The organism is Clostridium sp. Cult1 (genome assembly GCF_021655095.1).
Lineage (GTDB): Bacteria > Bacillota > Clostridia > Tissierellales > Tepidimicrobiaceae > Schnuerera.
The window spans coordinates 1458632-1475355 of the sequence record NZ_PPXW01000001.1 but is presented as its reverse complement, the minus strand read 5'-3'; the positions used below and the strand labels follow the sequence as shown (position 1 = coordinate 1475355).

Here is a 16724-nt window from a genome sequence, read left to right as displayed (position 1 = left end):
TAATTTTTAGCTTATTCTATAATTGTATCTACATAGTCAAGCACCTGATCCATAATTTCCATACTCTCCCTTAATTGCTCTTCATTTATTATAAGAGGTGGTGCAACTATAATAATATTGTCATGGGTATAGGTCCAAAATCCTTTTTCAATTAACATACCCAGTATTTTTTTCATCAACCCTTCCGGGTCTTTACCATAGGGCACTAGTGGTTCTTTTGTTCCTTTATCCTTTACTAGTTCAATGGCAGAAAATAATCCTATATACCTTACATCTCCTACAGAAGAATGCTTCTCCTTCAATTCTTCAAGAATCTCTCCTAGTAGATATCCCATTTTTTTCGAATTCTCAATTAAATTTTCATCTTTATATACATCTATTGTGGCAGAAGCGGCTGCACATCCCATGGGATGACCACTATAGGTCAAACCACACCACAATACATTGTCATCAAAATATTTCGCTATTTCCTTACTTACAATGACTCCACCTAATGGAATATAGCCACTGGTACATCCTTTTGCTATGGTAATAATATCCGGTTTAACATTCCAATTATCCACTGCAAACCATTCCCCAGTTCTTCCCCATCCAGTCATTACTTCATCACATACCATTAAAATATTATACTCATCACAGAGTTCCCTTACTCCTTCTAGCCAACCCCTTGGGGGAATCAATATGCCATTACTTCCTACAACCGTCTCCTGGAAAATAGCAGCTATATGTTCCGGTCCTTCAAATTCTATTTGTTCTCGTAAAAGAGTCAAATAATATTTTGCAGCCTCTTCTTCAGAATCAAACTTTATGGGTCCACGGTAAGGATATGGATTAAAGTATTTGATAAAACCAGGAATTCCAGGTTCACTAGGAAATCTCCTTTTTTCACCAGTTAAATTAGCTGCACCATAGGATGCTCCATGATAAGATCTATAACCTGAAAAAATTTTGTACTTACCAGTATACATCCGGGCAATCTTTATAGCATTTTCATTGGCTTCTGCACCAGCATTGGTAAAAAACACCTTCCCCATATTATCCGGAGCTACTTCTAAAATCTTCCTAGCTGCTTCTGATTTAACATCAACTGCAAAACCAGGTCCAATATAGGGTAGCTTATCTGCTTGATCTTTTATGGCTTGAACTACTTTTTTATTGCCATGTCCAATATTGACATTTACTAATTGGGAGGACATATCAGTAAAACGTTTGCCTTCCGAGTTCCAAAAATAAATACCTTCCGACCTGGTGATAACCATTGGATTCAGCGTTCCTTGAGCTGACCAAGAATGAAGATTGTATGTTAAGCTTTCTTTTCTAACTTTATCTGTATAGTTAGCCATTTTATACCCCCTCACATAATTTAATTAATCATTCATTATATCTCCAAACAGCTCTTCATCTGTAGGAATAATTGGTGGAAAATATCTAGATACTAAAGTTGTGTTAATCATATGTTTCCATGTAATATTTTCAGAGGTAATATTTCCTCCCCAAGTACCACAACCTAAACTAGTAGTAAAGGGTACCCCATTAAACCAATTACCAGTATTAGCAAGAGCCTGTCCCTGATTAACGTTCATACGACTTACTTTAGTTTCAAGGGCTAATTTCATAATATTTTCTTCATTAAATGAATGTATTCCACAAGAATGGCCTCGTCCTTGGTAATTGGTTATTTCGTTAACCTTATCCACCGCTTCTTGAAAATCATGGTATTTATAAACCGTTAGGACAACAGAAAGCTTTTCCCCTGAAAAAGGATAATCTTTACCTATACCTTCCTCTTCCACCATAATAAACATGGTCTCTTCAGGAATATCTATATTTGCTATCCTTGCAATTTCTTGAGCTGATTGAGCAATAATTTCTGGATTTAAATGTCCATCTATCCAGAGAGCTGTTTGTAACCTTTTCTTTTCTTCTTCGTCTACTAAATATCCCCCTTCAGCTTTTAAAGCGTCTAACATAGCATCATACACTTTGCTTTGTACAATTATAGAATTTTCAGCTGAACAGGATGTGGCAAAATCAAAAGTCTTACTAGCTCTAATCTTTGAGGCTGCATCTTTCAAATCAGCTGTTTCATCAACGACTACCACTGCATTACCTGCACCTACACCATATGCAGGTGTTCCAGATGAATAAGCCGCTTTTACTAGTCCAGTACCGCCAGTGGCTAATACTAAATCCGTTTGTTTCATTAACTGGCTACTTATCTCCATAGTTGGTTCATCAATCCCTATTACTAAATCCTCAGGTGCATTATACTTTTTTAAAGTTTCACGAACAATTTTTACTATTAAAGCATTGGTTTTTTTAGTACGTGGATGAGGAGACAATATAATAGCATTTTTGCCTTTAATAGCGTGAGCAATTTTTACTGTAGGTGTAGCTTCTGGATTAGTACAAGGTACTAATGCTCCAATAACCCCTACGGGTTTTGCAATTTTCATCAATTTCCTTTCTTCATCTATTTCTATAACTCCTACAGATTTTTTACCTTTCATATCTCTAAGGGCACCCTTGGCCTTAGCCATTAGCTTATTATACTTGCCTTCATAATTACCCATTCTTGATTCCTCTACTGCTAATTTGGATATCTCCTGGGCTGGACCATCTTTAACTATATTCCAAACAATAGCTGTAACTAATCTATCTACCTGTTCTTGGCTATAATCTTCAATGGATTCCTGAGCTTTCCTAGCTCTTTTTACCAAACTAGCTACAAATTCAGATTCATTATAATTCATACTATTTGACATAATCATCCCTCCTATTACAATTTGATATGGATTAAAAAATCAATGTTGTTCCTTATTGTGGAATTTATTACTGCATTGCGGTATTTAGTTTTATTGTACCAAATATTCTGAATATTGACAAGCGTTTTTTATTACTATTTCAAATATTTTTTATTTTGATATACTTAGATATAGGATAATATTTAATGGAGGTATAAATTTTGAAAAACAATGAATTAGATAGGAATATCATAAAATCTGTTATAAAAGTATTTGCTATTCTTGAAATATTAGCAGAACATGAAAAGTTAGGGGTTAGTGAATTAAGCGAAATCACTGGATTTGGTAAAAGCACTACACATAGAATGTTAAATACCCTTAAGTATTTAAATTATGTTGATCAGGATCCAGAAACCGATGATTATTTTGTTTCCATCAAATTATATGAGTTAGGTAATAAGGTGGCTAATAAAATTCCTATTAAAAAAATAGCAAGGCCCCATTTAGAAAATTTATTTAACAGAATAAATGAAACGGTTAATTTAGGCATATTAGATAACCAATCTGTAATTTATTTAGATAAAATTGTATCTAAGGAACCTCTAAGAATAGAATTAGATATAGGCCTAAAAGTGCCCATATATAGTAGTGCTCTTGGAAAAACTTTAGCAGCTTTCAACTATGATATAGATATAGAAAATATTAAATATGTAAAATATACGGCAAACACTATTAGCTCCTATGAAGAATTTAATAAAGAATTGGAAAAGATAAGAAAACAGGGATATGCTTTTGACAATGAGGAGTATATAAAAGGATTGGTATGCATTGCAGTTCCAATCTTAAATTCAAACCAGGAGGCCGTAGCAAGTGTAAGTATATCTCTACCTGCTGCAAGATTGGATGAAGGAGACATAGGCTACTATGTAACAGAATTAAAAAAATGTACAAAAAATATAAAAGGAGATTTATTTCCATAAAAAAACAAGTTCTCATTTACAGCGAATAACTGTAAATGAGAACTTATATATACTCAATCTATTTTGCAGGTACTAATATCTTTTGTCCAGGGAATATTAAATGTGGATTATTGAGCTCATTATATTCTGCAAGTCTTTCCCAGGTTAGTCCAAATTTCTCAGCAATTCTCCACAGTACATCTCCCGATTTTACTATATAGGTTTCTTCTACTGCTACTTCTGGTTCTTCTATCTTTTCTGATTCTTCTCCTTTTTCTACTTCTGTTATCCTACCTTCAACAGAAATATCTACTTCTCCTAATTCTTGTATATACTGAGCTAACATCTCATCAAAAGCTGCAAATTCAGCCACAATATTTCCGTTTGCTAAAGCTTCATAACCATCTCCACCAGCAGCCATAAAATCATTAGTAGCTAATTTATATACCTTATTTAAATCTACAGGTTCGCCTTTAATTACTAGGTCTTTTACTCTATTGCCTGGTTCTCCAGTTGGATCTATTTTAAAGGTCATACCAGCTACTTGAGGGAATTTCCCTGCAGACTCTGGATATTCTGTAACCCCATGTTCTAGAGCATTCAATATATCTATACCTTTGATCTCCATCATAACTCCATAGTTACCAAATGGGAAAGCTTCTAATACATGGCCTTTAGTAATTTCACCTATTTCAATAGGAGATCTAATTCCTCCACCATTTGTTATAGCCACATCAGCTCCCGTTATACTAAGCATAGCATCAGCCATTAGGTTACCAAAATTAGACTCTTGGGTCCTAACTATTTCCCTATCTCCATCTAGTCTCACCTTAGTACTTCCAATTACCGTTGATAATACTTCCTTATTCTCTTCTTCTAAGCCTTCGATTATTCCTTTAACTTCTTCATCTTCTTTTAATTCTTCCGCTTCTTCCCTAGTAAATAGTGTGGCTTCTTTTTTAGTTATTTCACCATCAGTAAATTCTATATTTACAATTCCAATATTGTTAAGATAGTTTCCTGTTTGAACTAGTAAAGTATCTCCAATTAATCTTCCCGCTTCTAAAAGGGTATGGCTATGTCCATCTACCATTAAATCTATCCCTTCTACTTTTTCTGCTATATCAGAAGACTTTGGATTGCTTTCATCGTCTACACCAATATGAACTAAGGCTATTATCATATCTACTTCTTCTTCCTTTAATTTTTGAACCATTTCTTCTGCTTTAGCTACTGGATCTACAATATCTATCCCTTCAGTATTTTTAGGATTAGATTTATACTTGCTTTCTTCTGTAGCCAATCCAAATATACCTATTTTAAGTCCATCTACCTCTTTTATAGTATATTCCTCTAAATCCTTAGTGCCATCATCTTTAATAACATTTGCAGCTAATATTGGAAACCCTGCCATTTCATTTAATTCAACCAGCCTATCATAACCATAGTTAAAATCATGATTTCCTGGAGTCATAGCATCATAACCTATTTCATTCATTAGCCTAATCATTGCTTCCCCACGGGAAACGGTTATTATTGGTAAACCATGAATAGTATCACCTGCATCTAATACCAATACATTTGGATTCTCTTCCTTTAACTCTTTTACCTTTGTTGCTAACCTAGGGAATCCAATTTCATTGTCACCAGTTGTAACCCTACTATGAATATCATTAGTATGGACAATGGTAAGTTTGACTACTTCCCCTTCCTCAGCGAACACTAAATTTTGTACCGGTACTAAAAGCATACCTAATACTAGTGCTAAGGATAAAAATAGACTTAACAACCTTTTGTTTCTTAGAAACATTTTTAAATCTCCCCCTTTTTTGATTAAATATATTGATTATCAATTACCCGTTTTATGGGTATTATACACATCAACCTTTGTCCTAAACCTACTTTTTTAGGATATTTCTGGTGGAAGTCCCTGAAACTCCTATATTCTCCCCTATCTGCCTATATGAATATCCTTCATCTCTCCCCAGTTGTATATATTTAATTTTATATTTTGTTAAATACCTTTTTCTGGAACCCTTTTTTATAAGATTGAATTCATTTTCTGTAGGACAAGATCTCTTCAATATTTCATCTAAGGTAGTTCTTTCATCTTTTTTCGTTTTCTCAAAGGATCTTATAAATGCCTGTGAGCCTATTATTCCATTTCCTTCATAAAAATTCTTCAGATTTTCATAATTAGATATTTCTTGATCCATTAATTCAACATATTTTGTCAAAGATTCTTTCCTATCTAGAGAAAGTGTATCTAATAGAACATCTATATCTACTATATTTCCTATGTTCATTCTATAGAATATATCACTACTCCATTTGTATTCTTCTATTGAGTTACATATATTAGCTGCCACTGGATTATTGTGTATATATCTTACAAGTTCTAGTAAATAACTTTCATCTTGAATTAACACACTAGTATATCTACCTTTAAATACTGGACCTCTTCTCCCCATTTTCAAATTATAATATTTAGCATATTTACTGTTTATATTATGCATTATCCTACTAATAGAAATATTAAAAGTCCGCATTAAAAGATGATAATAATTATCCATTATAACATAGGCAAATATTTTGAAATCATAAATATCCCTAGATTCATTTAATAGTTCCAATAAATAAAGTTTATCTTTCTCCTCTTTAAAAACTAATCCCCTATTATTTCCCCTTTGGATTATATGATAAATAGCACCATAATATTGAATTCGAGGCTTTCTACCCATATTGTTCCCCCTAATCTAATTATCCTATATAGAATATTCTACATAAATTACATATTTCCTTCTTTTTCTTTATTTTATCCTTTTCCCGGGAAATATATAGGATTTAATATAAATTAGTCGAAAACTTTTATTATAAATAAGTTCCCATTAGCAAAAATGCAAATGGGAACTGTATGATAATTAATTTGCAGGAATTAATATTTTCTGTCCAGGGAATATAAGATGTGGATTCTTCATTTTATTATATTCGGCTAATTTTTCCCATGTAGTATTGAATTTTTCAGCAATTTTCCACAACACATCTCCTGATTTTACTACATATTCGTCTACTTTTACTTCTTCTACTACTACTGACTCTTCTACTTCTATAGATGAAGATGCATGTTCTCTTAACACTTCTTCAGGTATTAAACCTTCTTTAATCAATTCATATACATTTAAGGCCCTACTATTAATACTTCTTCCGTCTTCAGAAGTTGGAATTTCTATTTTACCTTCATTAACTTGTTCTATTATATAATCTCTAAGTGGATGATCTAAATCTGCACCAATTATTTCCCAATTATTATCAACCTTTGGTTCTATAGTCCCTGACTCCCTTATATATTGGGCTATATAGGATCTTAAAGATATTGGGTCTGAGTTGAAATAGGGTTCTCCACTAATAATTCCCATACTTTGAAGACCACTAAGTCTATAGTTGTTTATAGTCAATTTAAAAGTATCTTCATCTTTAACAGGTTCACCTTTAAACTTCAAATCAACTATCCTCTCACCTGCCGGCTTAGAAATATCTATTTTATAGTCTACTCCTTGGAACATATCATAATTATAAGCCCTAATATCTGGATTAAAGCTTATAGTTATATCTCCTGGTTTATAGGTATTATAATAGGAAGCTGACCATTCCATATAATCCTTTAATTCCTTACCTGTAACTTCTACTCCTACAAGGGTATTTGGGTATTTATATATGTCGAAAATACTACTATAAGTAATATCCCCTTTCCTTATATTAGAAGAAGGTTGGAATAATGCAGCTGAAGATATATCTGCTCCTGAATATTTAAGCTGTACATCGTTGATTAAATCCATTACTGCCGTGTCTCTAATTTGTCCCTCTGGAATACCCTTCACTTCAGAAGCTGGATGGAAATCTTCTGTTGCTTGACCTATTACATCTTCTAAAAATTCTAAGGTAGCTTCATGGTATTCCTTAGCATATTCTTTTAATTCCTCTGAAGCTTCATAGTCGGTTACTTCAATTAATTCTACCTTCCTATCAATTACATTCCATGTTTCTCCATCCTTCTTAAGAGTTAAATCAAATCTTACTACCTGTCTTCCCGCATCCCTTGCACCACCAACCAATGTAGTACCTACGGTTTCAGCCACTGAAGCATGACTATGGCCGACTAGCATAGCTTGAATTTCTGGATTCTTTTCAATTGCAAGCCTTACTGAATCTGCTTCACTATATTCTTCCTCTAAACCAGCATGGGCTGTAGCAATTATTATATCTACTTGATCTTTTAATTCCTTTACATATTTGTCTGCAGCTTTATCTATAGCTTCAAACTCTAATTCCGTTACCTTAGGTCCATCCCATCTTGGAATATTTGGATTACCAAGACCTAAGATACCAATTTTAATACCAGCTACTTCTTTAATAATATATGGTTTAGCAAAATTAGTTCCATCTTTCCAGTAGATATTAGCACCTAAGATCGGAAATTCTGCTTCTTCAACTATTTTGTCGATTAATTCAAGTCCAAAGTTAAACTCATGGTTTCCCAAAGTCATAGCATCATATTCCATAAAATTCATAACATCGATTACTGGATGAGGTAAATCTAGTTTTGTATTATATAAGTCATCTGAAAGGATTGTTCCTTGAATAGTGTCTCCGTTGTCCAATAACAGGGTATTAGGATTTTCCTCTCTAATCTCCTTAATTACCGAATATACTTTAGCTATACCTAAATCCTCTACCTCTTTCCCATCTTCATAGGACCAATTGTATATATTTGCATGTAGGTCAGTAGTTCCTAAAATAGTTAATTGTACCGTTCCTTCTTCTGCTTGTGCCGGTAAAGTAAAAACTCCTATAATCAGCAAAAATGAAAGCACAAGGCTAAACAGTTTTTTACCCTTATAACTCACGCTAAATCCCCCTTTTTAAATATAATTAGTATGTTTATACCCTTTTATGGTAATAAAAACCTCCCATTTTGGTATCAGACACCTAAGGGAGGTCTACAATCATTATTCCATTAGATGAGATTCTAGTATTTGGTCTCGTCTCAACCCTTGTAATCCCAAATAATATTCTAAATTGTTTAGCAAATAATCTAATTTCACTGGTCCTACTAATTCTGAACCGGTAACGGCCACTCCATACTTTTTAGCCTCTTGTTTTACCAATTCAAAAGTTCTATAAAGTGGTGTAGATGCACAGTCAAACATATTCATAGAAACTACTACTCCTTCTCTTTCTGGGAATTTAATACCAACTGCCCTAACTGTAGAGAATCCGCCACTAGGTCCTCTTACTGCTTTTGCTATTTCTTTAGCTATATTTACATCTTCTGTAGCTAAAAACACATTATAGGCAGTTAATCCTTCCATATCAGCACTAACTATAGTTGCTCCGGATTTTTCGCTTAACTTTCCTTCTACTGATAAGTCTGGCTTTCTATTATCATAATCCGGATGATTAGAATCCTCTAATAATGCCTTTAACCCTTCATATTGTCCCTTTCTTATATAGGAGATGCTTTTTTTATCTTTTGTTCTAGCATTTTCTGCTGAAAAGTATATTGGTACTTTATACTTTTCAAATAATTCCTTTCCTATTTCTTCTGCTAACTGGACACATTCTTCTAAAGAAATATTTCTCAGTGGAAAAATAGGTATAGTATCCTGAGCGCCAATTCTTGGATGGGTTCCTTCTTGTTCCCTCATATCTATAAGCTCATAGGATTTCCCAGCCATAGCAATTAAAGCTTTCTTTAAAGGCTCTGGTTCACCTACTATTGTAACTACCGTTCTATTAAAATCATGTTCTGGTTCATAACTTACTAGTTTTACGCCTTCTCTATCCTTAACTTCAGCTACTATGGCTTCAATTACATCCTTTCTTCTACCTTCACTAAAGTTTGGAACTGCTAATATGTACTTCTTAGCTACCATATTTAAGCCCCCCTTTATCTATAATCCTAAATATGATAGCATAAATTCTATAACTTTTCTTTGTAGGTTTTCTATAAAGATATTATTTTACAAGGCTTTAAATTATTACAATTATATTACAAATAAGTTGCCTATTATGTACCAACCATAAATTAGGCAACTTATTATAAATTAATATCTTGTAGAATTTCTCAACAACTCTTCTATTTCTCCCTCAGTTAGTTGATAATGGTAGAATAGATTATAAAACTCCTTTACCTCTTCCGCCATATTATAATCGAAAATATCTGGATATAGAAGATTTCCTAACCATTTCACTCCTAATATCCTATTTACAGAAGGTGGTCTATCAAACCAATTGAAAGGTTTGTTAGGTATTTCATATATTTCTCCATTTTCTACCGCCTTTATACTTTGCCAAGCTGGGTCCTCAAATATCCCTGAATAATAACCTCCTCTTTCATCATCCCAAGAGATGATTAAATCTGGATTCCATATTAATAACTGCTCTATTGATACTTCCGATTTTCCCTTATCCCCTTTTATTTCTACCTTCGCTACATTTTCCCCTCCTACCATATCAATTATTTCAGCATGCCAGGAGTTGGAAGGTTCCGTTTCTAGCCCATTAGGTCCTTCTGCATAGTATACTCTTACTTTTTCTTCTTTATTCATCCTAGATATATTATTTTCTATATCTTCTATAGTTTCCTTGCAGTAATTACCCAGTTTTTCTGCTCTTTCTTCTTCTCCCAATGCCTTCCCCAATATTTTATAAGCCTCATCTAATTTATGTAAATCAGAATCCAACAAAATTACAGGTTTTCCCGTTTGTTCTTCCAGTTCTTCAGCTTTTGATATGGTACCATCATCTAATTCTTCCATTATTATTAAAAAAGCTGGATCCATCTTTTGCATTTCTTCTATATTAATAGCATTTTTACCTGCACCACCTAGATTAGGTAAGTCATGGTATTCTTCATCAATAAATCTTTTTTCTCCTTCTCTTAAATTATAATTCCATCCTATCATTTTTTCTGGATTTAAAGAGTATAAAAGTATGGTTCCTGTAGGTATGGTGGCGAAAACTTTTTCAGCCTTAGCTGGTATTAATACTATTCTTCCAGCCATATCTTCTATTTTAATATACTCTTCGTCTTCTAAGTCTTCATTTGCTACCTCATTATTACAACCTACCAATAGGGAAAGTACCAATACTAAAATAATAAATAAGGAAATACTTCTTCTAAACATATTATTCCTCCTTTCAAAATGCAGGTATGCATATTTTGCTAGCTTTATCTTTCGAATCTATTTCTATAATTTTTAAATCCACATTATATAGTTCTATTAAATCCTTTTCTTTTAAATTCTCCTTTGGATTATCTATTTCTACTACCTTTTTATCCTTTACTAATAGAGCTTTCGTTCCATATAGAAAAGCATGTTCAGGACAGTGGGTAGCCATTATGACTGTAACTCCTTCCCTTATCCATTCCTTTAAATGTCCTAACATAACTATTTGGTTGCTAAAATCCAAATTGTTAGTCGGTTCATCCATAATTATAATTTCAGATTGCTGGGCTAAAGCCTGAGCTATTTTTACCAATTGTCGTTCCCCACCACTTAATTGAGAGTATATCTTGTCCTTAAGATGTAAAATTTTGAGTTTTTCCATGGCTTCTTCAGCAATTTGTTCATCTTTTTTAGAAGGAAAAGAGATAAGGCTTAAATAAGAATTTCTTCCCATTAAAACTATATCCTTAACCTTATATTGAAAAGTAGAACTAAAGGATTGAGGGATATAGCTAATCTTATTTGCTCTTTTTCTCCAATTCCAACTTTTAATATCCTCATTATCTATTAAGATCTCTCCTTCAAAGGGTTTTAATAGACCTAGAATTGTCTTAATTAAAGTGGATTTACCTGACCCATTTGGCCCTAGTATACAGATAATATCTCCGGAGTTCCCAGTAAAGCTTACATCTTCTAACACTCTCCTTTCTCCATAGCCACAGGTTAAGCCTTTGATCTCAATCATTTATCTCAACTCCTTACCTTATTTAATAATAGAAATATAAAAAAGGGAGCTCCTATAAGGGAAGTCAATATCCCAAGAGGTATTTCTACTGTTGTAACTGCCCTTGCTATATTATCTATTATCAATAAATATGTACTGCCTAATAATAGGGTTGTAGGCACTAAAATTCTATAATCAGGACCTACTAATATTCTCCCTAAATGAGGAATTACAAGGCCTATCCAACCTATTATGCCACTAATAGAAACAGAAGCTGCTGTCATAAGAGTAGAACAGATTACTACTATCATCCTAATCCTTCCTGTATCAAGACCTAAAGTCTTAGCCTCATCTTCATCTAAGGAAAGTACGTTTAGTTTCCATCTTAGTAGGTATAAAGGTACTATCCCTACTGAGATAGGAACGAATACCCTTTTAACGTCTTTAGGTAAAATTCCAGATAAACTTCCCATTAGCCAAAAGGTTATTGTAGGTAGTTTGTCCTCTGTATCAGCAATATATTTTATTATTGAAGTAAGAGACGTGAATATGGAGCCTACTAATATACCGATAATGACGAGCGAAATTAAAGGATCTTCTTTTACTTTTATACTAATTAGATAAACTAAAGCTACCCCTAATATGCCGAATAAGAAAGCTGATATTTGTATTCCTACCGTATTAAAAGATAAAAATATGGCTAAAGCAGCTCCAAAAGCAGCCCCTGCTGAAACTCCTAATATATCAGGGGATACTAATGGGTTTTTAAACATTCCTTGATATACTGCCCCAGATAAGGAAAGGGATCCTCCTACCAACATTGCTGCTAATATTCTAGGAAGTCTAACCCTAAAAACTATAGTATCTATTGTGTCTGCCCAAGTTTTATCTATAGGAAAAACCTTAGATAAAAGAACTTTTATTAAAGTTCCAATGGGAACAGGATATCTTCCGATAGCAAAGGATAGGAAAAAAACAAATATTAGTAATCCCCACAAAAACCTCCTTTTATTTACTGCATCTTTCATAAAAATCTACCCCTTCATCGTTATTCTTTAGTTAATATAACGCTTCCAAAAAAATTAAATATCTTTAAAATATTTATTGAAAATTTCTTCCACCGACTTCTCTGCTTCTTTACAAAATTCTTCATATGCCTTTACTATCGCCTTTCCACCAGAGGTTAAGTAGGACCCTCCTCCATCAACACCACCTGTTTCCCTTTCTAAGAGGAAATATCCTAAAACTCTTTCTGCTCGATTTATAATAGACCAAGCCTTGCTATAAGACATGTTTAATTCCTTTGCAGCCTTGTTTAGGCTCCCAAGTCTATCTATGGTTTTCAACAATATATAAGGTCCTCTTCCAAAAACTTTCTCCCCATTTTGTACCATCCAAAATCTACTTTCTAATTTCAAAATTTCCACCTGCTTTTATAAAGATGAGGTACATCTTTTCCATATTTTACTGCCTGTATTTCTGCCATAATGGATAAAGCAATTTCTTCGGGAGTTTCTCCTCCTAAATCCAATCCTATTGGACTATAGACCTTTGATAAATCTTCCTTTGAACAGCCCCTTTCTAAAAGATTGTTAAAAGTAGTTTTAACCTTATTTTTGCTTCCTATCATCCCAATATACTTGGCCTTGGATTTTAGTACTACTTCTAAAACATCTTGATCATGTTTATGCCCGTGGGTTACTATTATAATGAAGGTATTATTATCTATATCCATCTTTTTTAAATTTTCCACTATATTGCCTAGAATTAAATTTTCAACTTGAGGAAATAATTGTTCATTTACTCTTTCTTCTCTATTATCTAAAACGGAAATGGAATAACCTAGTATATTAGCCATCTTAGCAATTCTTTCTGCCACATGACCAGCTCCTGCTAGGATTAACTTTTCTCGGGAGTTGTATACCTTAATAAATAGACTCACTTTACCACCACAAGCCATAGGCAAAATATTGCCAGTTTTTGAATCCCTATCTAGATTATAGTCTATTAATGAGGATTTGTTTTCTTTTATGCAATTAATTGCATCTTTTCTTGCTTTTTGTTCTAAAACTCCACCACCGATTGTCCCTTCCAGTATATTTCCTTCCCCATCTACTAGCATCATACTTCCAACACCTCTAGGTGTCGAACCCTCTGCTTCTACAATAGTTATCATAGCTACAGATTGATTTTTTTCTAAACATTTATTAAGTTTTAATAAAACTTTTCTATCTTCTAGCATATTTGGCACTCCTTTCAAATGGATTTCTTGTTTCTTAAATATTCTATCCCTTCTAAAACTCCATCACCAATAACTTTTGCCTTATCTGAAATAGTAAAAGCATATTCCTTTATACATCTAGGATCTATATCTCCTATTTTAACCCTCTTTTTTACATACAATCCCTCTCTTATCATGCCTCTTAAAATCCCCTTGAAAGGTGCTATTACTTTTTCATCTCCTACTTGACATATTGCATTTCCTTCATATACTATATCTCCTATTTTATAATAGACTTTAACCACCCCATTACAAGGGGCTCTAAGTACTCTCTCCTCTTTATATCCCATTACTTCTCCAGGAATACCTGTATCTTCCTCTGCCTTTCCATAGTGAATTATTTTTCCTAAATTTGGTCCCCTATTACTTTCTATTACTAAATCTACATCTTTTTCTGCTTGAAACCCAGGACCAATTCCTATGGTAATTGGAGCCATAGATTTATTGGTGCCTAAGTTTCTCTTTGCAATTATAGCATCTACAACTGCTAAGGGTTTAACCTCCTGAATTATGCCCCCTTCTTCATCTATATAGACTGGAATAGCATCTGCATTCCAAATTTTATAGATATCATCTTTATCTTTAGCTAAGATTCCTTTAATACCTTCTACTATTGTTTCACCCTCATAGACAGCCTCACTAAAAGCCACCTTTCTTCTAACGGTTAAAGGTTTGTCTATTTCTAAAATGATTATTTTATACCCAGCTTTATGAAGTTTATAGGCTATCCCTGACGCTAAATCTCCACCACCTCGTATTATTATGGTATCCAATTTTGTCACCTTCTTGTATAATAAAGTTTAAGACTAGTCGTATTCACTTCCCCTAATGGTCAATTTCCTTTTCTGATACGTTCCCAAAGGTTTTGATATCAAAAGTTTCTCATCCTTTACTATCATCTGTCCCCTTAGAAAGACATACTCAAACTTACCATACTGGGTAAATCCTTCATAAATATTATAGTCTACATTTTGAGTTTGATTTTCTGCTTTTATTATAGACTTAACCTGAGGATTAAACACCAAAATATCAGCATCACTTCCCCTTTGAATAACTCCTTTTTTAGGATATAATCCAAAGATTTTGGCTGGATTTTCACAAAGGACTTCTACAAGTTTTTCCATATTTATTCTGTTTTCCATTATCCCATAGGTATATATTAGTTTAAATCTATTTTCCACTCCTGGGGCTCCATTTGGAATCTTAGTAAAATCATCTTTTCCTAATTCTTTCTGCCCTTCATAATTGAAGGCACAATGATCCGTTGCTATAACATCTATTGCTCCATCTTTAATACCTTTCCACAATATTTTATTACTTTCTTTATCCCTTAGAGGTGGTGACATTACATACTTAGCCCCTTCAAATGGGTCTTTTACTTTAGGTGTATAATATTCTTTATTTAACAATAGATATTGGGGGCAGGTTTCTACTAACACTTTAAGCCCTCTTTGTCTTGCTTTCTGCACCTCATTATAGCCTTCCTTACAGCTTAAATGGACTATATAAATGGGACTATCTAACAACTCTCCTATGGTAATAAGTCTTGATATTGCCTCTCTTTCCAAGGATGATGGTCTGGTTTTTTCATGGTAGACTGGCTCTGTATTTCCCTTTGAGACTGCTTCCTTTCTAAGACTATCTATTATATCGCCATTTTCACAATGAAATCCTATTAAAACCCCTAACTCTTTAGATTTTTTCAAAGCTTCATATATAGACCCATCATCTACCTTTAAATCCTCATAGGCAAAAAACATTTTGAATGAGGTTATCCCCTCCTTAACCATCTCCTCCATCTCTATAGAAGTATTATCATTCCAATCCGATATGGTCATATGGAATCCATAATCAGTATAGGTATTATCTTTTGTCCTATTCTTCCAATCCTCTAGGGCTTCCCTTAGGGTACCTCCCTTTACTTGTTCAGCAAAATCTATAATAGTGGTAGTTCCACCCATAATTGCAGCTTTAGTTCCCGTTGAAAAGCTATCTGCTACCATTCCTCCAGCCTCAGCATCAAAATGGGTGTGTACATCTATACCACCAGGAAGTATATAGAAACCTTTTGCATCTATTACTTCATCATTAGGCTTTACTAGATCTATTCCTATATCTTCTATCTTTTCTCCTACTATCCGAATATCCTTTACCATAATTCCTTTTGAACTTACTATTTGTCCATTAGTTATTACAATCGCCATCTATACACCCCTCTAACACTTTCCCTGCCAAAATCTTGTTATATTTTCCTTTTTCCAATGTTATGTTTCCATTAATGATAACATAATCTATACCCTCTGGGTATTGTTTAGGTTCTACAAAAGTTCCCTTGTCTTTTATCTTTTCTAAATTGAATATTACAATATCTGCAAAATTTCCTTCTTTTATTTCCCCCCTATTTTTTAGCCTAAAAGTTTCTGCCGGTTTCTTTGTCATCTTATATATTGCTTCTTCTAATGATAAGACTTCTTCCTCCCTTACATATTTACCTAAAACTTTGGGGAAAGAACTATATAATCTTGGATGAGGATTATCAGAAATCATTCCATCAGTACATACATTTTGTTCAGGTCTTTTTAAAATCTTTATGATATGTTCCTCCAGTCCATAAAAATCCACCATTCCTACAGAGTTTTCTTCTTCATATATAAGATCAAAAGCTGCATTATAAGGGTCTTTACCCCGTATTTCTCCTAATTCTATAAGGTTTTTCCCTATTATATCCTTGTTTTTATTGGTTTTTACAGAAGTTATAAATATCTGGTCTAACCCTGCAAAACGGAT

General features: G+C 33.4%; 15 protein-coding genes. 1 reads left to right on the top strand and 14 read right to left on the bottom strand.

Translation table 11 applies throughout. The features are described from left to right. Positions 1–11 precede the first annotated feature (11 nt). A complete protein-coding gene (locus tag C3E89_RS07310) occupies positions 12–1343 on the bottom strand; it encodes an aminotransferase class III-fold pyridoxal phosphate-dependent enzyme (RefSeq protein ID WP_236911798.1) in 1332 nt (443 codons plus the stop codon). Between the two features lie 24 nt (positions 1344–1367). Continuing rightward, on the bottom strand, positions 1368–2765 hold the full coding sequence (locus C3E89_RS07305; RefSeq protein WP_236911797.1) for an aldehyde dehydrogenase family protein: 1398 nt from the start codon (positions 2763–2765) through the stop codon (positions 1368–1370). Between the two features lie 200 nt (positions 2766–2965). Here C3E89_RS07305 and C3E89_RS07300 point away from each other — a divergent pair, with 200 nt between their 5' ends. Next, positions 2966–3724, top strand: a complete 759-nt coding sequence (locus tag C3E89_RS07300; RefSeq protein WP_236911796.1) for an IclR family transcriptional regulator — start codon at positions 2966–2968, stop codon at positions 3722–3724. A 58-nt stretch (positions 3725–3782) separates the two neighbouring features. On the opposite strand, the gene C3E89_RS07295 is transcribed toward C3E89_RS07300, so the two are convergent. From C3E89_RS07295 to C3E89_RS07240, 12 genes are all read right to left on the bottom strand, one after another. After that, the gene (locus C3E89_RS07295) at positions 3783–5513 is read right to left on the bottom strand and encodes a 5'-nucleotidase C-terminal domain-containing protein (RefSeq protein WP_236911795.1); all 1731 of its coding nucleotides are present in this window, start codon (positions 5511–5513) and stop codon (positions 3783–3785) included. Positions 5514–5601: 88 nt separating this feature from the next. After that, positions 5602–6444 carry a transposase gene (locus C3E89_RS07290; RefSeq protein WP_236911794.1) on the bottom strand — a complete coding sequence of 281 codons (843 nt, stop codon included), beginning with the start codon at positions 6442–6444 and terminating at the stop codon, positions 5602–5604. 180 nt (positions 6445–6624) lie between these two features. Further along, a complete protein-coding gene (locus tag C3E89_RS07285) occupies positions 6625–8607 on the bottom strand; it encodes a 5'-nucleotidase C-terminal domain-containing protein (RefSeq protein ID WP_236911793.1) in 1983 nt (660 codons plus the stop codon). 102 nt (positions 8608–8709) lie between these two features. Further along, positions 8710–9636, bottom strand: a complete 927-nt coding sequence (gene ftcD, locus C3E89_RS07280; protein ID WP_236911792.1) for a glutamate formimidoyltransferase — start codon at positions 9634–9636, stop codon at positions 8710–8712. Between the two features lie 171 nt (positions 9637–9807). Next, on the bottom strand, positions 9808–10890 hold the full coding sequence (locus C3E89_RS07275; protein WP_236911791.1) for an ABC transporter substrate-binding protein: 1083 nt from the start codon (positions 10888–10890) through the stop codon (positions 9808–9810). Between the two features lie 13 nt (positions 10891–10903). Continuing rightward, entirely contained in the window at positions 10904–11677 is a 774-nt protein-coding gene (locus C3E89_RS07270; protein WP_236911790.1) for an ABC transporter ATP-binding protein, read from the bottom strand. Positions 11678–11682: 5 nt separating this feature from the next. After that, positions 11683–12684: a FecCD family ABC transporter permease gene (locus C3E89_RS07265; protein WP_236911789.1), complete on the bottom strand. Its 1002-nt coding sequence runs from the start codon at positions 12682–12684 to the stop codon at positions 11683–11685. 54 nt (positions 12685–12738) lie between these two features. Next, complete coding sequence (locus C3E89_RS07260; protein ID WP_236911788.1) at positions 12739–13074, bottom strand: winged helix-turn-helix domain-containing protein; 336 nt, start codon at positions 13072–13074, stop codon at positions 12739–12741. Beyond that, complete coding sequence (locus C3E89_RS07255; RefSeq protein WP_236911787.1) at positions 13071–13898, bottom strand: XdhC family protein; 828 nt, start codon at positions 13896–13898, stop codon at positions 13071–13073. The genes C3E89_RS07260 and C3E89_RS07255 overlap by 4 nt, the downstream gene beginning before the upstream one ends. Positions 13899–13912: 14 nt before the next feature. Next, positions 13913–14719, bottom strand: coding sequence for a selenium-dependent molybdenum cofactor biosynthesis protein YqeB (gene yqeB, locus C3E89_RS07250; protein WP_336512937.1), 807 nt, complete (start codon positions 14717–14719; stop codon positions 13913–13915). Between the two features lie 24 nt (positions 14720–14743). Further along, positions 14744–16141: a dihydropyrimidinase gene (gene hydA, locus C3E89_RS07245; protein WP_236911785.1), complete on the bottom strand. Its 1398-nt coding sequence runs from the start codon at positions 16139–16141 to the stop codon at positions 14744–14746. Continuing rightward, positions 16122–16724 (bottom strand): amidohydrolase family protein (locus tag C3E89_RS07240; protein WP_236911784.1); only part of this gene is annotated, 603 nt, incomplete at its 5' end. The genes C3E89_RS07240 and hydA, both read right to left, overlap by 20 nt.